A 19,956-nucleotide genomic window follows, 5' to 3' on the forward strand; every position below is an offset into this window, starting at 1 on the left:
ATGCCGCTGCGCTCTGATGTAAAACGGGTACTTGTCATCGGCTCAGGCCCGATTGTGATTGGACAGGCCGCTGAATTTGACTACGCGGGCACACAAGCCTGCCGCGCATTGCGCGAAGAAGGGCTGGAGGTCATCTTAATCAACTCCAACCCTGCCACCATCATGACCGACAAGGCGATGGCGGATAAAATCTACATCGAGCCGCTGACCCTTGATGTGGTCAAACGGATCATCAAACACGAGAAGCCGGACAGCGTCCTCTCGACGCTCGGCGGGCAGACCGGCCTGACTCTTTCGATGCAGCTTGCCAAGGAGGGGTTCCTCGCGGAAAACGGGGTCAAGCTGCTCGGCGCAGACCCTGAAACGATCGACAAGGCGGAGGACCGCCAGATGTTCAAGGACACAATGGAGTCGATCGGCCAGCCCTGTATCCCCTCCAAGGTGGTGGAGACGGTCGAGGACGCAGTCTCCTTTGCGGAGGAAATCCACTATCCGGTGATCGTCCGCCCGGCGTTTACCCTCGGCGGGAGCGGCGGCGGCATCGCATCCGACGAACAGGAGCTGCGGGAGATTGCCCGCAACGGCCTGCGGCTCTCGCCGATCACCCAGGTACTGATTGAAAAATGCATCTCCGGCTGGAAGGAGATCGAATTCGAGGTCATCCGCGACCGCAAAGGCAACATCATCACCGTCTGCTCGATGGAAAACCTCGACCCGGTCGGCGTCCACACCGGCGACAGCATCGTTGTTGCGCCTGCGGTCACCCTCGCGGACAAGGAGTACCAGATGCTGCGCACCGCCGCAATCAATATTGTACAGGCACTTGGGGTTGAGGGCGGCTGCAACTGCCAGTTTGCCCTGCGCCCGGACAGCTTCGAGTATGCGGTGATCGAGGTCAACCCGCGTGTCTCGCGGTCGTCCGCGCTGGCCTCCAAGGCCACCGGATACCCGATCGCCAAGGTCGCTGCTAAGATTGCGATCGGCTACACCCTTGACGAGATCGTCAATGCGGTCACCGGCAAGACCTATGCCTGCTTTGAGCCGACGATTGACTATATTGTTGTCAAGTTCCCCAAATGGCCGTTTGACAAGTTTGTCTACGGAAAACGCACCCTCGGAACCCAGATGAAAGCGACCGGCGAGATCATGTCGATCGGCAGTTCGTTCGAGCAGGCGATGATGAAAGCTGTCCGCAGCATCGAGCTGGGGTTGGATACCCTCGATTATGGAAAGCTGGCGGACAAATCGGACGAAGAGATCCTTGCGCTGCTCCACAACTGCGACGACGAACGGATTTTTGTGGTCTACGAGGCGCTGAAACGCGGGGTTACCCCCGATCAGATTTTTGAAATTACCAAGATTGACCGGTGGTTCACCTGCAAGCTGCGCAACCTGGTGGACCTGGAACGGTATCTCGCGGATGGCGCGCTGACCCAAAGGAAATATGAGACCGCGAAAAAGTACGGGTTCCTCGACCGGACGATCAATCGGATTTCCGGGCAGGAGATCCCGGACGCGTGGAAGCGGCACGCCTCCTATAAGATGGTGGACACCTGCGCCGCTGAATTTTCGGCCGAGACCCCCTATTTCTACTCGACCTACGACCGGGAAAACGAAGCGGCGGAGTTTCTGGAGAACCATCCGTCCGGCAAAAAGAAGGTGCTGGTCATTGGCTCCGGCCCGATCCGGATCGGGCAGGGGATCGAGTTCGATTACTGCTCGGTGCACTGTGTCTGGGCGCTCAAGGAGGAGGGGTATGAAGCGATTATCGCCAACAACAACCCTGAGACCGTCTCCACCGATTTCGACACCTCCGACCGGCTCTATTTTGACCCGCTAACCCCCGAGGACATCGACAACCTGCTTGAGACCGAAAAACCGTGGGGGGTTGTGGTGCAGTTTGGCGGGCAGACCGCAATCAAGCTGACCAAGCATCTGATGGAGCGCGGGGAGAACATCCTGGGGACCTGTGCGGACAGCATCGACGCTGCCGAGGACCGCGAGCGGTTCGACGAGGTACTTGAACAGTGCGGCATCCCACGTCCGAAGGGGCATACGGTCATGACCTCGGATGAGGCGGTAGCGGCTGCAAACGATCTGGGGTATCCGGTGCTGCTCCGGCCATCCTATGTGCTGGGCGGGCAGAATATGATTATCGCCTACTCTGACGCGGATGTACGCGAATATATGGCGATCATCACCTCACACCTGATTGAGAACCCGGTTTTGATCGACAAATATATGATGGGCAAGGAGATCGAGGTGGACGCGATCTGCGACGGGGAGGACTACCTGATCCCCGGCATCATGGAGCATATCGAGCGGGCGGGCGTCCACTCGGGTGACTCGATCTCGGTCTATCCAGCGCAGACCCTTTCCCAGAAGATCAAAGCTACCCTGATTGCCTACACTGGGCGGCTGGCCAGGGCGCTCAAGGTGGTCGGGCTGGTAAATATCCAGTATGTGGTTTATAATGGGGACGTCTATGTCATTGAGGTCAATCCCCGTTCCTCCCGTACGGTGCCCTATATCAGCAAGGTCACCGGCGTGCCGATGGTAGACATTGCAACACGGGTCATGCTGGGACACAGGCTGCGCGATATGGGCTACGGCTCCGGGCTGTACCCCGAGGCGGAATATGTGGCGGTCAAGGTGCCGGTGTTCAGCTTTGAGAAGCTGCACGATGTTGACACCATGCTCGGGCCTGAGATGAAGTCGACTGGCGAAGTGCTCGGTATTGCGCATAATTTCGAAGAAGCGCTGCTCAAGGGGTTGACTGCGGCGGGCTACAAGCTCAACCATAAGGATGAGGGCAACCTGCTGCTTACCGTCAAGGACAGCGACCAGATCGAGGTGCTTGAGATTGCGGAGAAGTTCGAGAAGCTCGGGTACCACCTCTATGCAACACCGGGTTGTGCGTCGGTGCTCAACCGTCACATGATCGCGGCCAACACGGTGCGCAAGATGGACGGCGACCATCCCAATATCATGGACCTGATCGAGAGCGGCAAGCTCGACTATATCATCTCCACCTCGTCAAAAGGGCGGATTCCGGCGCGCCATTCGGTGCAGATCCGGCGCAAGGCGGTCGAGCTTTCGATCCCCTGCCTGACCTCCCTTGACACCGCGAACGCGCTCGCGAACTGCCTCAAGATGCAGAAGACGATCGACGATGTGGAACTGGTAGATGTGACAAAGATTTAACGGCTTGGGCAGAAAATCCGGGGGTGCGTCAGGGGGCTTTTTCACTTGCAAAAAGCCCCCTCTTGCCGCTTTTTGAGCGGCAATTCACCCGAAAAATGCGCTTCACAGGATAAGGCGTTCCGCGCTCATCTCGCGCTAAGAGCCCGCCTTCGGCGGGTTGCGCTCGAAACGCTTCGCTGCGGCTCGCAGTGCGGAGCGCGGCGGGGGCTCTGCCCCTCGACCCCGCCACCTTTGAAAAGGTGGACGAGACTTTTAAACAATGATCGGGTAAAAAAGCGCTCCCAATCTGCCGGGGAGGGGCCTGCGGGGAGGGGTCGCTGACCCCTAACCCGCAAGACAGCCCGCAGGGGTGTGCACAGGCCAACCGGCGCAAAAAAATTGAGTAAAACTTTTTGACAGCAGACAGGGTTTTGGAGCGGAGATAGGCGAAATGTTTGGTTTAAGATACAGAAAGGAGTGACGGGATGGACTATCTGGAAAATGCCCGCAGGATTTTCAAAGAGGACTATTTTGCGACAGAGGCAGCGGGCATCGTGATCGACGAGGTGGAGCCGGGATACGCAAAATGTACCATGCCGCTGGGGAAGATTCACAAAAATGCCGCTGGGAACGTCATGGGCGGGGCGGTGTTCACCCTCGCGGATTTTGCATTTGGGGTTGCGGCCAATACCGAGGAACGCGTTTCCACCGTCTCGCTCACCAGTGAGATCCGGTTTATTGGGTTCTCAAAGGGGAGTGTCCTGACCGCCGAGGCCAGACGTATCCGGGAGGGAAAGAGCGTCGCGTTCTATGATGTGGAGGTTTGTGACGATCTCGGTACAGTGGTTGCAAAGGTCGCAATGACCGGTGCACGGAAGGTTTTTCAGGCATAGGAGGGGCGGAGTGGAGTTTACAGAAGACGATTTGAGGGAGGCCAAGCGGCAGATTGACTCGATACTGCACAAGCTGCGGGAGACAGTCAAAACGCTGGAATCAAAAGAACATGCGGAGAGATATCGGTCACAGGTCACGCTGACCAGAAGAAGGATCAAAGCATTTGAGATTGCGAACCGTCTAATAGAAGAAAAACGGCAGGCTGTGCCCGACTGAGAGGAGGGTTTGTGTCTGTTGCTGTTCGGGGTGCCGTTTTGGGACAATTCCAAAACGGCACTCTTTTTTTGTAAAAACACTTGACATATGTTCTAACTGTGTATATAATATAGATACAGTTAGAACACACGGGGGTGGCAGGTTGAATATCATCATTTCCAACACATCGCCGCAGCCACTTTACGAGCAGGTTGAGGAACAGATCAAGCGTGCGATCCTTTCGGGCGAACTGGCGCCGGGGGAGGCGCTGCCTTCGATCCGGTATCTGGCGCGGGAACTGCGGGTGAGCATCATCACCGCCAAGCGCGCCTATGATGATCTGGAACGGGATGGATTCGTCCAGACCACACAGGGGAAAGGGACATTTGTCTCGCTGGCGAATCTCGACCGTTTGCGCGAGGTGGCAATGAGCCAGATTGAGGAAAAACTCGCAGAGGCGGTCGGCGCTGCGAAAGCCATTGGGTTGGGTCTGGAGGAGTTCCAGCAGATCATAGAGGAATTGTACAGGGAGGCGTAACAGATGTATGTCATAGAGATCAGCGGGCTGAAAAAGCGGTTTGAAAAGGGAGGCTTCTGTCTGGACCTGCCGGAGATGCGGGTTCCGGAGGGGTATATCACCGGGTTCATCGGGGAGAACGGTGCGGGCAAAACCACTACCCTGAAACTGATGATGGATATGCTTTACCCGGACGAAGGGACGATCCGGATTCTGGGGCTGGATGCGCATCTGCAAGGGCCGCAGGTCCGCGCGCAGATCGGATATGTGGGAAGCACGCCGGGGTATCTCGCCCATGCCACGCTGGAAACCCTCAAGCGGATGCACGCGCCGTTCTATCCAAACTGGGACGAGGCCCTCTACCGGAGGTTCTGTGACCGGTTTTCGCTCGACGGGAAAAAGAAATACAAGGATCTCTCGACCGGAAAACAGAAGCAGTTTTCGATTTGCATAGCGCTTTCCCACCACCCGAAGCTGCTGCTGATGGATGAACCGACCGCGAACCTTGATCCATTGGCGCGGCAGGAGATTTTGGATATCCTCACGGAGGAGCTGCAAAGGGAGGGGGTCAGCGTCTTTTTTTCGACCCACATCACATCCGATCTTGACAAGATTGCCGACTATGTGCAGTTCCTGCACCATGGGCGTCTGCTGATTGCGGGGGAAAAGGACCGTATCTGCGAGGGAAACCGGGTGGTCAAAGGCCCGCTGCATCTGCTGACGCCCGAAACCGAACCGCTGTTTGTGAATCTGCGGCGGTCGGAATTTGGGTTCACCGGCCTGACCGGGTGTCCGGATGAGGTGTTCAGCCTGCTGGGGGACGAGGCGGTCTACGAAAAACCAACAGTCGAGGATATCTTCCTCGGCTATACACAGGCGGAAAGGGGGCACTGAAGATGGAGAATGTCAAGAATCTGGTGCGGATGGAGGGGTATAAGCTCCTCTGCATCCGAAAGGCTTTGTTTGGTTATCTTGCACTGATGGTTTTCAGTGCGTTCGCGATACAAAGCGCAGGATTTTTCTTTTTCATCCTGCTCTATCTGCTCACCTATACCCCCACTGCCTACGACGAACAGAGCAAAGGGGAGTATCATATTGGGATGCTCCCGGTCGAGCGGGTACAGGTGGTGCAGGCGAAATATCTGGTTTCGCTGGCGGAATTGGTTGTACTGCCGCTGCTGATCGGGCTTTCCGGAGGGCTGGTAAACTGCCTGATTGAGATCCCGGAAAACTACCAGATCTCTTTTGGTGTTGTCCTGTCACTCTTTTTCGGCGGCGCGATGTTTGTGGGGGTTGTGATGCCCTGTCTGTTATGGCTCGGCTCAATCAGGGCTCGTTACCTCGTAATGACCATCTATCTTCTCTCGTTTGCAGGGATGGGTGCGATCTCCTACCTCGATAACCAGTGGATGAACCATATCGCGCAGGCCGGCGGCATCTGGCTGATCCCCTCCGGGCTGGCGGTCCTGCTGTTCTCCTACGCGGTTGCAGTGCCGCTCTACCGCCGCAGGCAGTTCACGAGCTGACAAGAGAGGGGGAAAGGTGCATATGGGAGGAATTTGGAGCCTTATCCTGATGGAACGCCACAGATATGTGTGGTGGAACGCCATTTTGAAGATGGCCCTGCTGCTGTCGGCAATGTGGAACCGGAAGGTCGTCGGATGGATTTTCATTGCATTGTTCCTGACCGGGATGGTCAGCCAGATCGGCTGCAGCGGGGAGGGCGGGGACAACCGGTGGCTCCATACCCTGCCAGTCAGCCGGGCGCAGATCGTCGCCGCCCAATACCTTTTGACAGCGGGCAGGCTGATGGAAGTCACACTGTTGCTGGGCCTGGGCAGTTTTCTGGCGCAGAAATACAGCTTTTTCCCAGGGGTGACGCTGGAGTTCGGGAACGTGCCCTACCTGTTTTTCGTCGGCGCAGTCTATGCCAGTGTGCTCCTGCCATTCCTTCTCTACCATGGCCCGGTGCATGGCCGGATACCGTATGCCCTCTGCCAGGTTGGGTTATATGCCACGGTACTTTCCCAGCTGATCTTTGCAGAGGAGCCCGTCCGGCTCGGGAGAGGGTGGATGTTCCCCGCGGGGATGGTACTCCTGTCGGTTTCCGGCGTCATCGCATGGTGGTTTTACATTGAAAAGCAGTTTTATGAGTAAAAGTCTGTTTCGTGTCCAAAGTTTTTGTCTGATTTTTTCAGAGGATCGCGGGTTTCAGGGGCAGAGATGCTGGATTCCCGCCGCAGCGGGTAAAATAGGTTGCCAAAAGAAGGGGATCACTTCACCATGGAATTTTTGAAGCATTTTCGGCGTCAGAAGATTGGCGTTCGTCCCCATCAGATCATCTTTGAGAAGGAAAACACCGGAAACGTCTATATCTCCTGGGAGGACAAGAGGAAGCCCCGCATCCAGTTGGATGACGGTATCACCCAGGAGGAGTACCAAGCCTTGGCTTCCCGCTGGGATGAGATGCTGTCCTTGGCGGAGGGGATCATCCTACGGAACTATTTGGACCCAAAAAGCGATGATCTCATGTCTGAGGTAGACTCTTTCCCTGATATCCGATACCTCACAGGGAATTACTATGTAGGGGATGCGTCCTACGGCTATGTGTATCGGGATAAAAAGCATCAGCCCTACCAGGTCAAGGAGGGGAATCTGCGGCATAAGTACCACAACGGAAAAGAGTGGGTAGAGGAATGGCTCCCCATGGACAGTCCGGAAATTATCAGGTATTATCAGATTTTCCTCCACCTTCGCCTCACAGGTGACGAGGGAGGCAGAGAAAAGGATTATATGGGTCTGGATTTGGTGGCGGAATGCGTGAAGCTGGATGATCCCCTGGAATTTGAGATCCTTTCCCATAATGTAATTTAGAACCTGTATTCATAATCAGTCGAAAAAAAGGCGTGCCGTCCGGCACGCCTTTTTCTGGCTCAGATGCTACATGCGGGAGATGCCAAAGCTGTTGGCAAGCCCGTCCAGCTTTTCGTTCCCGGCGCAGTGGGGGCAGTCCTTTGCGGAGTAGGTCTCGTAGTTGGGGATGTCCGAGGTAGAGAACAGATGCGCCACCTTCAGGCCGTTGATCTCATCAACAGTGCTGAACACAGCGGCGATCCCCTGCGCGACCCCGCCATAATATTTGATGCACTGGAGCGCATGTTTGGCGGTCCGTCCGGTTGTGATCGAAGCGATCAGCAGCAGGATGTCCTTACCGCGTACCATCGGTTCGAGGTTGTCGCGGAAGATCAGCTGCCCATTATTGTTGATCTCGGGGGTGATGACATAGATGTTTTTCTGACGGTTATAGTTGAGCATATCGTTTTTGGAAAGTTTTTGCGCAAGAAACCCGCCGATCACCTCGCTGCCATCCATGCAGACAATGGTATCAATCGAATGGACATAGGCGTAGTTATTCGCCAGCGTAATCCCAGCTTCACGCGCCATCATATGTTCGTGCTTCATCTTCGAGATGCCAACATAATAGTTGATGTGGGAATGGCTGGTTGCAAAATGGCCGGGAATCGCATTGATCTCCAGCGCGGAGTTGAGCCTGGATTTGATTCTAATCGCGTTCTCCATGTGAAAACCTCCATCCTGTCGTTATCATTCATCACTTCCTCGGTTTCTGTGCTTACCATTATAGCACTTCCGTCAAAAAAATACAACATTATTTAAAAAAATTATGCTTTTCGCTTATTTTACGGAGATTTTATGAGTGTAGTCCCCACCGCAGGGCTGCACAGCCGGGAGTCCCAGCGCGTAAAGGTCGGAAGCGCGTGCGCAGAGCCGGATCATCTGGGCGGCCGCTTCCCCTTTTTCTTCCAGGCGTACAGCCGAATGGGAGACCGGAAGCTGTGCGGTACGGCTGGATTTCGACAGGATTTCCACCCCGCGCCGGCTGGACGAGAGTATCCGGACATAAGGTGGCGGGAGCTGCATCAGGTTGCCCGGAACGCCGAGGTAGGCGTTCCAGACCAGCCTCCGGATACGTGAAAGGGGGTAGCGCTTGGTTTTGACCAGCGAAAGCAGCCCGTCCAGCGAGACCGCTTGCCGCGCCGCCGTGTAAAGACGGTTTTCCAGACCCTCCGAAAGATCGGGCAGCGAAGCCAGCGTTTCCGGAGCCATCTGCCGGAGCGCTGACAGAACCGCTGTGTCAAGGCTGTGAGGGCGGAATGGGAACAGCCCGTCCGACTCCGCCGACCGGTAGACCTCCATCGCCTCTGGCGGAACAAACCGGGCAATCGCGTCGAGCGGCTCGAGGTCGAGCAGGCTGCGCAGCAGGGATGCGGATGCAAAGCTGCCGTCAGCCTGTCCTGCATCGTGCAGTGCGCCCTTCCGCTGGACTGTGAACGGCTGCATCCGCAGGCCCCGGAGGAAGATCTGCCGGAGGTATTCGACCGCAAGGGTGTTGTTCGGTGAGGAGAGCACCTCGGCGACCGCTTCCCCATAGAGGGTTTCCACCGCCCGCTGACGCGCCCGCGCGTAGGTGACCCCTTCGGCGAGCAGATGTTTGGTCAACTCATCACAGCAGGGGGAGAGAACCGCCTCCGCTGCTCTGGCCAACAGCCCGAGATCCCCTGTTTCGCTCCCAAAAGAGAGCACCCCTACACAGCCCAATCCGTCGAGCACCCCGATCGCGCCGAATGCAAACCGTTCAGCGGTTGCCATCGCATAGGGGAGCGGCAGTTCAACCACCAGGTCTGCGCCGCAGGCGACCGCGGCATTTGCGCGCACCGCTTTTGGAGCGCAGGCAGGCCCGCCCCGCTGGATAAAATCCCCGCTCATCACCGCGACGATATGGGTAGCGCCCGCCGCCCGGGTCGCTTCGATCAGGTAAGCGTGCCCGTTGTGGAACGGGTTGTATTCAGCAACGATGCCTGCAACCACCATCTGTGCCATAAAATCTCCCCCTCCTGCTTCCGATGCAAAAATTTTCTATCTTCCACTTGTTTTTTCTTTCTTAGTGTAATAATATAAAATAAGAGAGATACCTGTCAAGCGGCAGGGAATTCGAAAACAAACGGAGGGTCACAAATGAAAGTATTGGTCATCAATGCCGGAAGTTCGTCGCTCAAGTATCAGCTGATCGACATGGAAAGCGAGCAGGTACTCGCAAAGGGAAACTGTGAGCGGATCGGAATTGGAGGGGTAATCACCCATAAGACTGCTTCCGATGTCAAGATTTCCTATGAAAAGGATTTCCCCACCCATACCGAAGCGTTCAAAGAGCTGGTCAAGCTGCTTTCCGAAGGGGAAAACCGGGTGGTCGAAAATGTCGGCGAGATCACGGCGATCGGCCAGCGGGTTGTCCATGGCGGCGAAAAGTTCAACCAGTCGGTCGTAATTGATGACGAGGTTCTCAAAAGCATTGAGGAGTTTTCCGACCTTGCCCCGCTTCACAACCCGGCGGCAGTCCTTGCGATCAAGGCTGCAAAGGAGGTATTCGGGGAGGTGCCGCAGGTCGCGGTGTTCGATACCTCGTTCCATGCCACCATGCCGCCCAAAGCGTACATCTTTGGCATCCCCTACGAGTATTATGAAAAATACCATGTCCGCCGCTATGGATTCCACGGGACAAGCCATCGGTATGTGAGCGGCCGGCTGTTTGACATCTCCGGTCAGGTCAAAAAGGAGAACAGCCGGGTGATCGTCTGCCATCTGGGCAACGGCAGCTCGCTTTCGGCTGTCAAAAACGGGAAGAGCGTTGACACCAGCATGGGTTTCACCCCGCTGGATGGGTTCATCATGGGTACCCGCTCGGGCGGGGTCGATGATTCGATCATCACCTATCTGATGGAAAAAGAGCAGATGAGCGCCCAGCAGATCAACGATATGCTCAACAAGAAATCCGGCCTGCTCGGCATTTCGGGTGTTTCGAGCGATAAACGGGACCTCACTGCGGCGGCTGACGCGGGCAACGAGCGTGCACAGCTGGCGGATGAGATTCTCTGCTATCAGGTCAGCAAGTTTATCGGCAGCTATGCCGCTGCGCTCGGCGGGGTGGATGCGGTTGCATTTACCGGCGGCATCGGGGAGAATGACACCAGTTTGCGCGAGAAGGTCTGTGAGGGGCTGGGCTTCCTCGGGATCGAGATCGACAAACAGCTGAATGATAAGGCGCGCGGCGGTGCGGAGATGAAGGTTTCCTCCGGCAAAACCGAGGTCTGGGTGATTCCGACCAACGAGGAACTGCTGATCGCCCGCGATACCCGCGATCTGGTTCAATAAAACGCTCCGTTTCGGGAACCGGCATGGCTTGCAGCTATGCCGGTTTTTTGTCTGCCTTTCGGGCAGATGCCGCTTCCAACAGGCCGATGCCCCCTACAACCACGCCTGTAGGGATGAGGACCAGGGAAACGGCATATCGGAACCGGTCGAACAGAAATCCATATAACAGCTGCCCGGCCGGCTGCGCACATAAAGTGATTGCTGCTGTATAGGCCATCACCTTTCCGAGCAGATGGTTTGGCGTCTTTTGCTGGATGCGCGAGACCGCAAAGATCGAGAAAATACTGATTGCTGCCTGCATCCCACAAAATGCGGCGGTATTGATCGCATATTTTGCCATGACAGGGATTGGCAGGACAAAGGCAATCCCAGCAATGAGGATGGAGCCTCCGAGTGCCTCCAGAACCAGGGACAGCTTGCAGTATTTTTGTTTCCCGGTGAGAAGCCCTGCAGCGATGCTTCCGCCGATGGCGGCAACCGCCAGCAGGCTTTCTGTTACGCCATAACAGGCCGCATCCAGCCCAAGGACGGTACGTACAAGGTAAGGCAGGCCGACGATTGTGATCCCCATGACAAAAAATCTGGAAAGGGCGGTCAGAAGCAGCATGTTCAGGATGTCCGGCTGTTCTTTGCGGAGGAACCGGATGCTCTCCGAAAAATCCTGCTTTATGGTGGAAAGGACGCCCGCATGGGACTCCGAATGCGGGGGATCCAGCCGGATCATGCATTCCAAAAAGGCGGTTGACAAAAAACAGGCTGTGCTTGCATACAGGACCGGCTTGAGTCCGACTGCCGCATACAGGATGCCGCCAAGCGCGGGAGCGACCAGATAGGCGATCGAGGCCACCTGGTTGACAGCGGCATTTCCTCGAACGATATCATCCCCGGTCAGCATTTGTGGGATGCACGCCTGTACCGTAGGGGTTTCAAACGCACCCAGGACAGAGAGGATCACGAGCAGGGCACCGATCACAGCAACCGCGTTGCTCTGGGATAGGAGAAGGGTGGCGCAAAGGACGGCGGTACCGGTTGCGGCGTCCAAAACCACCATGATCGTTTTCCGGTTGGCCCGGTCCGCGAGGATGCCGCCAAAAGGGGACAGCAGGATGGCCGGGACCGTAGCGGCGGACAGAATCCCCGCGAATATGGCGGCTGAACCGGTAATTTCCAGAATGTACATGGACAGTGCCAGCTTTAGGATAAAATTCCCAAACAAAGAACTGGCCTGGCCCAGAATCAAAAGTATAAAATTTTTTGCGAATAGGGTTCGTTTCATGTCTGCTCCCCTCCATCCGATGTGATTTTTTTGAGGATGTTTTCTGTTCGGGCGGCAGATGCTTCGTCCAGAAGCGGCAGCCCAAGCGCGGCAAGCACCTCCATGAGAAAACGGTATTTGTGGAGGGTTTGCTCGTTGGTAGCGGGGAACACCGAAGGCATCAGCCAGAAGTTGATGAGCGGCAGAAGTTCGGAAAGCTCCCGGGTGTATTCGGTTCGGATCGAACCATCCATCCGCCCCTCCTCGAGCAGTTCGAACCATAGCGGGGTCAGGATGCGCCGGTTTGCCTCGACCGCTGCCGCCAGAATGCGCGGGTCTTTCAGGATGGATACTGCCTGTGTGTTGATCTCTTCGCGCTCGGTGTCCGACCGGTCAACAGCAAGGAGTTTTTGGATTTTTTGCAGGCCGTTCAGGTTGGGACAATTCCGCACCGCTTCAAAAGGATTGTTTTCTAGAAACATGCGGTCGCCTAATGTATGCATTGCCGCTTCCTTGGTGGGGAAGAAGCGGTAGAACATCCCCTTTGCCCCACCCACGGCTTCCATAATGTCCGAGACAGACGTTTCCTCGTAGCCCTTGGAAAGGAACAGCTTTTTTGCAGCGGACAGGATCTCCTCTTTCCACTGTTCGGGAGTTTTTTTGACAGGCCGCGCCATCATATGACCTCCTTCTATCCTATTATTGACCATAAGTCAATAATAGGATAGAACAATTTCAGGGGGATGTCAATACAGGTTTTTCAATATATCTCTTTTTGCAGGATATTTGCTAAAATAAAACCTGACATTGCGACATATTACGACATAATTTCCCACATAATCCATGTTAAAATAAGGATACTCTGCACGATAAAGGGGGATACAACATGAAAAGCAGAAAAAAAACAGTTATTTTGGTCTTTTTGGCCGGAGCAGTTGTGGTATTAGGAATCGCTTGTTTTCTGCTCCTGCAGATGCTGCCCAGCCGCAACAGTCTGGAACTGGAAAATAATGCAACCGTGGGCATTATGCCGGGAATCGACCGGGAGCAACGGCTGAAAGAGCTGCAAAATGAACTGGATAAAGGCTTGATTGCGTTTTCGATCAACACCAGTCCGCTGTTTGACCCGAAAACGCAGGAAGGCAATCTGATGTTGGAAAACCCGAAAAACAACGCAAAACTGCTTGTAGCACAGGTTGTTCTGAATGAAGGGCAAAAAACGCTGTACACCTCAAAGGCGATACAACCGGGTTCTTATCTGGAACGGATCAGGCTGGAGCAGCCTCTTGCCGAGGGGGTCTATGAGGCTACGGTCTACATACAGGCATACGATGAGCAGACACAGGATTTAATCGGTCAGACGGGTGCGGCGGTAACGCTGACCGTACAAAATCAGTGACCGAGGAAAAGGAGGCCTATTCATGAAAAAAGCAGTATCTTTTATTTTGACACTTGCGATGGTATTTGCGTGCAGCCAGACGGTTTTTGCAGATTCACGCGCCTACCGCGACAGCGGCAGCGGCGACATTGTAATTGAAACTTCGGGAGGCAAGGAGATCGAACTGGTGGGACATGTGGAACCGACCATCATCTCGGTTGTCATGCCTTCTTACATTCCATTTGACATCAGCAAGAGCCAGCCGGCAGATAACAAGGTCGTTTCCCCTGAGATTAAGGTGACGAACAATTCCAACGTGCCTGTCGTGATCTACGTGGACAACGCTCGTGTTGATCTGAGCAATCTACAGGGGACCAGCTGGAGCAACAGCGGCGTTGTTGCAGAAAATCAGGTTGCGGTCGGCCTGACCGAAGCAGCGGTGCAGCCGGAGAATCTGGGCGGAGCAAAATGGCTTGCGCAGGGGCAGCAGAATACCGAGCTGATCCGACTGGTTTCCCAGCAGGATGGGAAGATGTTCATTGTCGGCGCTATCGGTTCCCAGGTCCCGGAAAACCAGGTGTTTTCGGTAGTTCCCACCCTGGTAGTAAAGCAGGCGTAAGAAAATGGATTTTGTCGCCTGCTTTTATGAGGCCGTATAGCCGCAAGCATCGAAACGAGCACTCGTTTTTGACGAAGTGTAGGAAGCGGCCCACAAGCGCGTTTTGCGTGCCTGGCGGCTATATAAAATTTGAAGCAGAGCTGCTTATGGAGCCGTCTGCGGCGATCCTGCCGCAGGCTTGAAAGGGATTGCTTGGCTTCTTTTCAACTGCTTCGATGATAAGCATTTTGCAGAGATCGTGCAGCAGCCAGCTTAAAACCGGCAGCCTATGGATGGAGGCTGCCGGTTTTAAAGGTTTTTCCGGGAGCGTATCGCCCTCTTTGCTTTCTCCAGGAAATATGGTATACTGTCTTTAACGCTTTTGGCAGGAGGCTTTGCAGGCCCGAAGGAGGTGGTTTCGATGTCGATGTTCCAGCGTCCGGCCCCGCCTACGTGGAAAATCCTTCTTTATTGTTTTGGGTCACTTGCGGTTCTGCTGCTGCTTGGCAGGATCGCTGCTATTTTTCAGATCGGTTAGTGCATAAAAACAGCCCGGCATGTTTCTGGTATGCCGGGCTGTTTTTATGAATTAGGAGAAAAAAATGAAAAGCAAGGTGGATGACAGCTCTTATGCGGTCTTGCTCATGCCCGATTTCTTCGACTCGGGCTGAGACTGGAACTGGACTCTGGTTGCACGAGCGCGCTTGCGCATTTTGGCCTGCTTGCCATAGGAGATCATCCCGCTGACAAAGCTCCCGCCCAGCCCGAGGAAGAGGCAGGCGGCAAATTTATATGCGAACTTGTTGGTGAACGCGTAGACAACGACCTCCTGGAGGTAACGGAAGACACCCACCTCGGGGGAAAAGCTGACCAGACCACCTGCAAAGATGGAAAGCAGAACGAAAGATACAACAGCAGTGATGCATCCTACGGTGAAAGCGCTCATGGATTTTTGTTTCTTTTTCATTGCTATTGCCCCTTTCAAAAGTTACAAATTGTAACTATTCTGATAAACAATACAAAATTTCATCAATTTTCGATCTCCATATTTATAATATACCATATTATTTTCAAAAATCAAGAGGTAAACGGAGATTTTATTAAAGAAATTTTCATATTTGTAATCAGATTGTAATTTATTTGTTACCAGTTTGTAACCGAGCGCTGCACCCGCTGTAACCGTTCTGTCACCGATGCCCGGCCCGGATATACCTTCTATATGCAGTTTGGGTATCTGCGAGGCCGGTTATACATGGTTTTTCTTTTTTCAGCCTGGAAGCTGCACGCCCCAGACCTCCGCCCGGGTAGATGCAAAAACGGATTCGACGGAAACCCCGGCGATCGTATCCCCGAGCCGTTCCGCCAGCCCTTCTCCGTTCATCAGTTGGGCAAGCTGCAGCTTTGCGGCCTGCGACGCTCCCACAGCGGCGGACGGTTGTGAAGCCAGCAGGCTGTGCGCAATCTGTTTTTTCTTCCACAGCTCCATAAAATAGATGTGCCGGCTGAGGCGCAGCTCCCAGAAATCCGGTTCTTCGTCGTCCGGGCCGCTTCCAGAGCAGGTGATCCGCGGATGGCTGAACGCCTGCACGTTTGCGATGCTGCCGTCCTCTCCGATGGCGATGCACCGGGAAGAACGGGCGGTGATGCCCGGCATGATGGCTTCATTGCGCAGAATATCGAAAGTGAACCACGCGTCGATCCGGGACAGAATCTCTTTGGCATATTCCGGCTCCCGCTCCATCCGCTCCTGCACCGCCGGATGGATGACTACCGCTGTTTTCCCTGCGGGGATCGAACCGAGTTTGCGGATTGCGCTGGACTCCTCGTAGGCAGGGTTGGGGCCGCTGGGCCTCCAGTTTTCCAATGCCTCGGTATCCAGATCCTCCTGATAGAGAAGGTAGTGGGGGTAATCGTTCCGGCTCCGCCAGTAGCTGCTTCCGGCGTCGAACACATGGTAAACCAGTCCGGGATATTTCGCCCGGAGCATACTTTCCAGAGACACCGGTTGTGTCTGGGCGGCCTCTTCTGCCGCCGAAAGGCCGGTTACGCCGGCCGCCTGCTGTGCCACTGCGTCAAGGAAATTGCCCGTCTGACCCACTGCCGGCCGGCTCTGCGCGGATTCCCTATGCATCCGCGCAGCTGCATCAAGATGGGAGGCTGTGTCGATCATCCTGTCTATTCTGTTCATAGGCCGCTCCTTTTCAAAGGGTTCGGAATCTTTGCGCAGGGGGGTTCGTACAACGGACCTCCCTGTAAAAGATACGAAGATGGATTCCTGTTTATTTCCACATCAAATATTCAAAAAACTGTCCCAGACCGCCTGCGCCAAGGGAACCGGAAGAACCGAGTGAACCCAGGGAGCCGAACGATCCGAACGAACCAAACATCCCCATTGCCCCGAGCAGGCCGAGCATATCGGAGGACGGCTGACCATTTGTCTGGTGGTTTCCCTGTTGCCCGTTTTTCTGCTCCAGAAGGGTGCGCAGCGAGACCTGCTGCTGGCCTGCCGGACGGGTCTGACCGCGTGTTTTCCAGAAACTGTCCTGCGAACTGACTTGAAAAATCCGCTCTGCGCTTCCATCCAGGCCGTTTGGATACCAGCTGCTGGCGCGGCGCTCCTCCCGTATGGCGCCATAGCGGAGGGTACTGAAGCTGCCGCCGCAGGATGCCGCCCATTGGTCGGGCTGTGCCCAGCTGGTTTTGATGTCATTGAGGACCCATGCCTCATAGGACGGGTCGTTTTTCAGCGCCTGGAAGCCCGCATCGGTAATCGTAATCGACCGGGATTCCTGCGAACGGGTGGGGTGGATCGGGATTTGTGAAATCTGCTTATAGAGATATTGTTTATATTCTTCCAGCGTCATGTCCTTGCCGGGGCTGGAAACATCCTCCGGCTTGGATGTACCAGGCACCTCCAGGCCGTTGTTTTTCATAATCATCTCGCGGAACCCGCCGGGCCGCGGGGCTGGCAGCTGTGTCCCTTGGCTGTTCAGGGCATTGGTGTAAATCTGCGCCAGATAGTTGGTATCAATCATTTTGGAACACTCCTTTCCTGCAATAAAACGGTCGCGCAAAACTCGTTGTTTCTGGTTTTGATCTCGATTTCCCCCATATATTTTTCCACCTCCCGCCGGACGTTGGAAAGCCCGATTCCGTGGAACATGCCCCCTTTGGTGGAATGTGGAAGCCGTGAATCCCGGTCGATTTCCAGTTCCCCTTCAAAGGGGTTTTTGACCTCGATCAGGAAAAACTTTTTCTGCTGCTTTCCCAGCAGCCGGATGTAGCGGGCGTCCTCCGGGAGCTTTTCGCAGCCCTCCAGTGCGTTTTGCAGCAGATTGTTGAGGATAATGCCGATGTCGTAGGGGTCGTACCGCTCCGACTGCGGATACCGGAAATCCACCTGGAAGGAAATCCCCAGCTTCACCGCCTGCCGCTGACGGTCGCTCAGAATGACGTCGGTGATGGGGTTGCCGGTTTTCACCGTCAGGTCAAACACCTTCATGCTCTCGTCCATCCGCCCGATATATTGCTCAATCTCCCCGTAGCTGCCGCTCTGCGCAAGCCCGCGGATGTTGGCCAGATGGCCCCGCATCTCATGTTTCATCCGCCGGATGCCGGTATAAAACCCTTCCACCTCCTCCATCCGTTCCTGCATGGCACGAATCTGCTGCTTTTCAAGAAAATAGGTGTTTTTTTCCTCCTGAAGCCGCGCCATCTCCTGATAGGAAAAGATGGAAACCAGCGTCCCCGCATAGAACATCCCCGCAACCAGAGGGACCAACCCGATGAACAGGGGATGCTGTTCGTAAAGCTGGAAGATAACCCCATCCTTGACGCCGATCAGCATGGTGAACAGGATGCTGCCCACCAGAATCCCGGTCACCGGGATCAGGAGAAGGCAGAAGGTTTCCCACACCCCTAGGTGCAGCTCCTTTCTGTGCAGGACACCCGCCGCAAGGAAGAGGACAGCGAGAAACAGGGCAAACTGCACCAGCATAAGCAGCAGAAAATGGATTGTCAGGCGCAGAAAGATCTGTTCAGCGTCGTTCATTTCGGACAGGCGCTGGCTCCAGAGGAAGTTCAGGCTTTCCATGGCCAGCGCGCAGAGGTTGCGGGCGCTGAAAAAAACGGCCGACAGGAGCAGGATGGTTTGCCGGCTGAGGCGCAGAGGGGCTGACAGAAGCGACATCGCCAGTGTGATGAATGCCATGCTCGACCAGTTTGGCAGGTCGGCCACCAGCCCGGTCAGATAGGGGGCGAGGTAGATACAGAAAACCGCAGCGGTTCTCTGCCGGAGAGTATGCCTCGACCTTGCCGCCAGAAACGGATGGAAGAAAGCCGCGAAACTTCCGGCATAGAGCAGGAGAAGAACCACCAGTATGCCATGTTGAACCCATCGGAAGGTTGTCTCATTCATCGTCCAGCCTCTGTTTGACAAAGTGCAGATACGCCTTGATAAACGCCCCATATTTGTATCTTGAGATCAGCAGCCTTTCCCCGTTCACCAGCGTCAGCTCGGTTTTGTTGTAGGCGTCCACATAGGTGAAATTGACCAGATAGCCCTTGTGGATGCGGAAAAAACGTCCCTGCAGCTGTTCCTCCAGCGTCCCGATCTTCGCATAGTACGCGCACTTTTCGTCCTTCATGTGGAGCACGACCTTGTGGTTGCTGCTCTCGATGTAGTAGATGTCGTCCAGCGGGATCGCCCGGCTGGTATTCGCGTACTGGATCACGAGGGGATTGGCCTTCCGCATACGTTCGTCCCGGGACAGGATGTGTTCAGCCGCCCGTCCAAAGACCTCCGCGAACCGCTGCTCATCAACCGGCTTGAGCAGGTATTGGAATGCATTCACGTCGAATGCGTCAAAGACGTATTGCTCATGCCCGGTGACAAAGACAATGAGCGGCTGGGGTTCTATCGGGAGGCCCCGGATCTGCTTTGCCAGCGAGATGCCGTCCATATCGCAGCCGGACGCCTCCATCCCGATGTCCAGGAAGAGCAGGTCAAAAACATCCGCTTCCGCCAGGCAGTCAGAAGCGGAACTGTATTCCAGGACCCTGCACCGCCGTCCCTGCTTCCGGATCAGGGCGGCGAGGTATTCCCGGACCGGTTTTTCATCGTCACAGACCGCCACCCGAATCATTCGAGACATCCTGTCAGACGGTCCGGTCCAGCCCGCCGCCGGCGGAGATGCCCGCAAAAATCCGGTCCAGCAGGTCGGTTGGGATCGGCTGCCCGGCGGACCAGCCGGGGATGCTTGCCTTGATCGCGCTGGTCACCTTCCCCGAAATCTCCAGATGCAGCTGGTTGAACGTCCAGCAGGCAGACAGCCGGTCCTCGACCGGCAGGGTTTTATAGTATTCGTTCAATGTTCGGTAGTAGGCGTCCCATTCCGCTTCGTTATCCCCCGACATCCCATTGTATTTATAATAGCTGTTTTTGACATCTTCAAAGACGTGCTGCTTCATCTCGTCCGACACATCGATGATCTTCCTCCAGCCAGACCTGCCGGTAACGCACATCCCCTCCACGCCATAAGAATTTTTGAACTTCCCGGAACGCAGGTCTTCCAGTGTGTTGACGCCCTGCGGCGCGCTCCGGCGCCCCGTTGTAAAGCCGCTGAAAGGCCCCATCCGGTTGAACCAGCCCATGTTCCCGATGATCCGCATACAGCTCCCCCTTTCAAGCTCTGTTTCTGCCCCTATCC

21 protein-coding genes are annotated in these 19,956 nt (G+C 55.3%); 11 read left to right on the top strand and 10 right to left on the bottom strand.

Annotation, left to right across the window (positions count from 1 at the left end; all coding sequences use genetic code 11):
- The 8 genes from carB to C814_RS12345 all read left to right on the top strand — a co-directional run bounded on the left by carB (window position 1) and on the right by C814_RS12345 (window position 7,663).
- On the top strand, window positions 1–3,204 hold the full coding sequence (gene carB / locus C814_RS12310) for a carbamoyl-phosphate synthase large subunit (RefSeq protein WP_016315636.1): 3,204 nt from the start codon (window positions 1–3) through the stop codon (window positions 3,202–3,204).
- Window positions 3,205–3,668: 464 nt separating this feature from the next.
- On the top strand, window positions 3,669–4,076 hold the full coding sequence (locus C814_RS12315; protein WP_016315637.1) for a PaaI family thioesterase: 408 nt from the start codon (window positions 3,669–3,671) through the stop codon (window positions 4,074–4,076).
- Window positions 4,077–4,086: 10 nt separating this feature from the next.
- Window positions 4,087–4,293, top strand: coding sequence for a hypothetical protein (locus tag C814_RS12320; RefSeq protein ID WP_016315638.1), 207 nt, complete (start codon window positions 4,087–4,089; stop codon window positions 4,291–4,293).
- A 142-nt stretch (window positions 4,294–4,435) separates the two neighbouring features.
- Window positions 4,436–4,810, top strand: coding sequence for a GntR family transcriptional regulator (locus tag C814_RS12325; protein WP_016315639.1), 375 nt, complete (start codon window positions 4,436–4,438; stop codon window positions 4,808–4,810).
- Window positions 4,811–4,813: 3 nt separating this feature from the next.
- Window positions 4,814–5,683 carry an ABC transporter ATP-binding protein gene (locus tag C814_RS12330; RefSeq protein WP_016315640.1) on the top strand — a complete coding sequence of 290 codons (870 nt, stop codon included), beginning with the start codon at window positions 4,814–4,816 and terminating at the stop codon, window positions 5,681–5,683.
- A 2-nt stretch (window positions 5,684–5,685) separates the two neighbouring features.
- Complete coding sequence (locus C814_RS12335) at window positions 5,686–6,315, top strand: ABC-2 transporter permease (protein ID WP_016315641.1); 630 nt, start codon at window positions 5,686–5,688, stop codon at window positions 6,313–6,315.
- Between the two features lie 22 nt (window positions 6,316–6,337).
- Window positions 6,338–6,946, top strand: coding sequence for an ABC-2 transporter permease (locus C814_RS12340; protein ID WP_016315642.1), 609 nt, complete (start codon window positions 6,338–6,340; stop codon window positions 6,944–6,946).
- Window positions 6,947–7,072: 126 nt separating this feature from the next.
- Complete coding sequence (locus C814_RS12345) at window positions 7,073–7,663, top strand: hypothetical protein (RefSeq protein WP_016315643.1); 591 nt, start codon at window positions 7,073–7,075, stop codon at window positions 7,661–7,663.
- Between the two features lie 66 nt (window positions 7,664–7,729).
- On the opposite strand, the gene C814_RS12350 is transcribed toward C814_RS12345, so the two are convergent.
- On the bottom strand, window positions 7,730–8,368 hold the full coding sequence (locus tag C814_RS12350; RefSeq protein WP_016315644.1) for a phosphoribosyltransferase: 639 nt from the start codon (window positions 8,366–8,368) through the stop codon (window positions 7,730–7,732).
- Between the two features lie 114 nt (window positions 8,369–8,482).
- A complete protein-coding gene (locus C814_RS12355; protein WP_016315645.1) occupies window positions 8,483–9,688 on the bottom strand; it encodes a tRNA(Met) cytidine acetate ligase in 1,206 nt (401 codons plus the stop codon).
- Window positions 9,689–9,823: 135 nt separating this feature from the next.
- On the opposite strand from C814_RS12355, the gene C814_RS12360 reads away from it, so the two are divergent.
- Complete coding sequence (locus C814_RS12360; RefSeq protein ID WP_016315646.1) at window positions 9,824–11,017, top strand: acetate/propionate family kinase; 1,194 nt, start codon at window positions 9,824–9,826, stop codon at window positions 11,015–11,017.
- A gap of 34 nt (window positions 11,018–11,051) precedes the next feature.
- On the opposite strand, the gene C814_RS12365 is transcribed toward C814_RS12360, so the two are convergent.
- Both C814_RS12365 and C814_RS12370 read right to left on the bottom strand, forming a co-directional pair.
- Window positions 11,052–12,293, bottom strand: a complete 1,242-nt coding sequence (locus tag C814_RS12365; RefSeq protein WP_016315647.1) for an MFS transporter — start codon at window positions 12,291–12,293, stop codon at window positions 11,052–11,054.
- Window positions 12,290–12,952 (bottom strand): TetR/AcrR family transcriptional regulator, encoded by a 663-nt coding sequence (locus C814_RS12370; protein WP_242829004.1) that lies wholly within the window; start codon window positions 12,950–12,952, stop codon window positions 12,290–12,292. The genes C814_RS12365 and C814_RS12370 overlap by 4 nt, the downstream gene beginning before the upstream one ends.
- Window positions 12,953–13,158: 206 nt before the next feature.
- On the opposite strand from C814_RS12370, the gene C814_RS12375 reads away from it, so the two are divergent.
- Both C814_RS12375 and C814_RS12380 read left to right on the top strand, forming a co-directional pair.
- Window positions 13,159–13,671 (top strand): hypothetical protein, encoded by a 513-nt coding sequence (locus tag C814_RS12375; RefSeq protein WP_016315649.1) that lies wholly within the window; start codon window positions 13,159–13,161, stop codon window positions 13,669–13,671.
- A 22-nt stretch (window positions 13,672–13,693) separates the two neighbouring features.
- Window positions 13,694–14,269, top strand: coding sequence for a hypothetical protein (locus tag C814_RS12380; protein WP_016315650.1), 576 nt, complete (start codon window positions 13,694–13,696; stop codon window positions 14,267–14,269).
- Window positions 14,270–14,876: 607 nt separating this feature from the next.
- Here the strand turns inward: C814_RS12380 and C814_RS12385 are convergent.
- The 6 genes from C814_RS12385 to C814_RS12405 all read right to left on the bottom strand — a co-directional run bounded on the left by C814_RS12385 (window position 14,877) and on the right by C814_RS12405 (window position 19,918).
- Window positions 14,877–15,215 carry a hypothetical protein gene (locus tag C814_RS12385; RefSeq protein WP_016315651.1) on the bottom strand — a complete coding sequence of 113 codons (339 nt, stop codon included), beginning with the start codon at window positions 15,213–15,215 and terminating at the stop codon, window positions 14,877–14,879.
- 300 nt (window positions 15,216–15,515) lie between these two features.
- Window positions 15,516–16,436 carry a zinc-binding metallopeptidase family protein gene (locus C814_RS12390; RefSeq protein ID WP_016315652.1) on the bottom strand — a complete coding sequence of 307 codons (921 nt, stop codon included), beginning with the start codon at window positions 16,434–16,436 and terminating at the stop codon, window positions 15,516–15,518.
- A 91-nt stretch (window positions 16,437–16,527) separates the two neighbouring features.
- Complete coding sequence (locus tag C814_RS0104575) at window positions 16,528–17,283, bottom strand: hypothetical protein (protein WP_016315653.1); 756 nt, start codon at window positions 17,281–17,283, stop codon at window positions 16,528–16,530.
- Window positions 17,280–18,665, bottom strand: a complete 1,386-nt coding sequence (locus tag C814_RS12395) for a sensor histidine kinase (RefSeq protein WP_016315654.1) — start codon at window positions 18,663–18,665, stop codon at window positions 17,280–17,282. The genes C814_RS0104575 and C814_RS12395 overlap by 4 nt, the downstream gene beginning before the upstream one ends.
- Entirely contained in the window at window positions 18,658–19,392 is a 735-nt protein-coding gene (locus tag C814_RS12400; protein WP_016315655.1) for a LytR/AlgR family response regulator transcription factor, read from the bottom strand. The genes C814_RS12395 and C814_RS12400 overlap by 8 nt, the downstream gene beginning before the upstream one ends.
- 13 nt (window positions 19,393–19,405) lie before the next feature.
- On the bottom strand, window positions 19,406–19,918 hold the full coding sequence (locus tag C814_RS12405; protein WP_016315656.1) for a DUF3879 family protein: 513 nt from the start codon (window positions 19,916–19,918) through the stop codon (window positions 19,406–19,408).
- Window positions 19,919–19,956 lie beyond the last annotated feature (38 nt).

It is taken from the genome of Anaerotruncus sp. G3(2012), from assembly GCF_000403395.2.
In the GTDB taxonomy this organism is placed as follows: Bacteria; Bacillota; Clostridia; order Oscillospirales; family Ruminococcaceae; genus Anaerotruncus.

What these genes read in the sequence shown, in the direction of transcription:
- C814_RS12370 (WP_242829004.1), bottom strand. Translation starts at nt 12,952, where the DNA reads ATGATGGCGCGGCCTGTCAAAAAAACTCCCGAACAGTGGAAAGAGGAG.
- C814_RS12355 (WP_016315645.1), bottom strand. Translation starts at nt 9,688, where the DNA reads ATGGCACAGATGGTGGTTGCAGGCATCGTTGCTGAATACAACCCGTTC.
- C814_RS0104575 (WP_016315653.1), bottom strand. Translation starts at nt 17,283, where the DNA reads ATGATTGATACCAACTATCTGGCGCAGATTTACACCAATGCCCTGAAC.
- C814_RS12380 (WP_016315650.1), top strand. Translation starts at nt 13,694, where the DNA reads ATGAAAAAAGCAGTATCTTTTATTTTGACACTTGCGATGGTATTTGCG.
- C814_RS12375 (WP_016315649.1), top strand. Translation starts at nt 13,159, where the DNA reads ATGAAAAGCAGAAAAAAAACAGTTATTTTGGTCTTTTTGGCCGGAGCA.
- C814_RS12405 (WP_016315656.1), bottom strand. Translation starts at nt 19,918, where the DNA reads ATGCGGATCATCGGGAACATGGGCTGGTTCAACCGGATGGGGCCTTTC.
- C814_RS12345 (WP_016315643.1), top strand. Translation starts at nt 7,073, where the DNA reads ATGGAATTTTTGAAGCATTTTCGGCGTCAGAAGATTGGCGTTCGTCCC.
- C814_RS12340 (WP_016315642.1), top strand. Translation starts at nt 6,338, where the DNA reads ATGGGAGGAATTTGGAGCCTTATCCTGATGGAACGCCACAGATATGTG.
- C814_RS12400 (WP_016315655.1), bottom strand. Translation starts at nt 19,392, where the DNA reads ATGATTCGGGTGGCGGTCTGTGACGATGAAAAACCGGTCCGGGAATAC.
- C814_RS12330 (WP_016315640.1), top strand. Translation starts at nt 4,814, where the DNA reads ATGTATGTCATAGAGATCAGCGGGCTGAAAAAGCGGTTTGAAAAGGGA.
- carB (WP_016315636.1), top strand. Translation starts at nt 1, where the DNA reads ATGCCGCTGCGCTCTGATGTAAAACGGGTACTTGTCATCGGCTCAGGC.
- C814_RS12390 (WP_016315652.1), bottom strand. Translation starts at nt 16,436, where the DNA reads ATGAACAGAATAGACAGGATGATCGACACAGCCTCCCATCTTGATGCA.
- C814_RS12315 (WP_016315637.1), top strand. Translation starts at nt 3,669, where the DNA reads ATGGACTATCTGGAAAATGCCCGCAGGATTTTCAAAGAGGACTATTTT.
- C814_RS12365 (WP_016315647.1), bottom strand. Translation starts at nt 12,293, where the DNA reads ATGAAACGAACCCTATTCGCAAAAAATTTTATACTTTTGATTCTGGGC.
- C814_RS12360 (WP_016315646.1), top strand. Translation starts at nt 9,824, where the DNA reads ATGAAAGTATTGGTCATCAATGCCGGAAGTTCGTCGCTCAAGTATCAG.
- C814_RS12350 (WP_016315644.1), bottom strand. Translation starts at nt 8,368, where the DNA reads ATGGAGAACGCGATTAGAATCAAATCCAGGCTCAACTCCGCGCTGGAG.
- C814_RS12385 (WP_016315651.1), bottom strand. Translation starts at nt 15,215, where the DNA reads ATGAAAAAGAAACAAAAATCCATGAGCGCTTTCACCGTAGGATGCATC.
- C814_RS12395 (WP_016315654.1), bottom strand. Translation starts at nt 18,665, where the DNA reads ATGAATGAGACAACCTTCCGATGGGTTCAACATGGCATACTGGTGGTT.
- C814_RS12335 (WP_016315641.1), top strand. Translation starts at nt 5,686, where the DNA reads ATGGAGAATGTCAAGAATCTGGTGCGGATGGAGGGGTATAAGCTCCTC.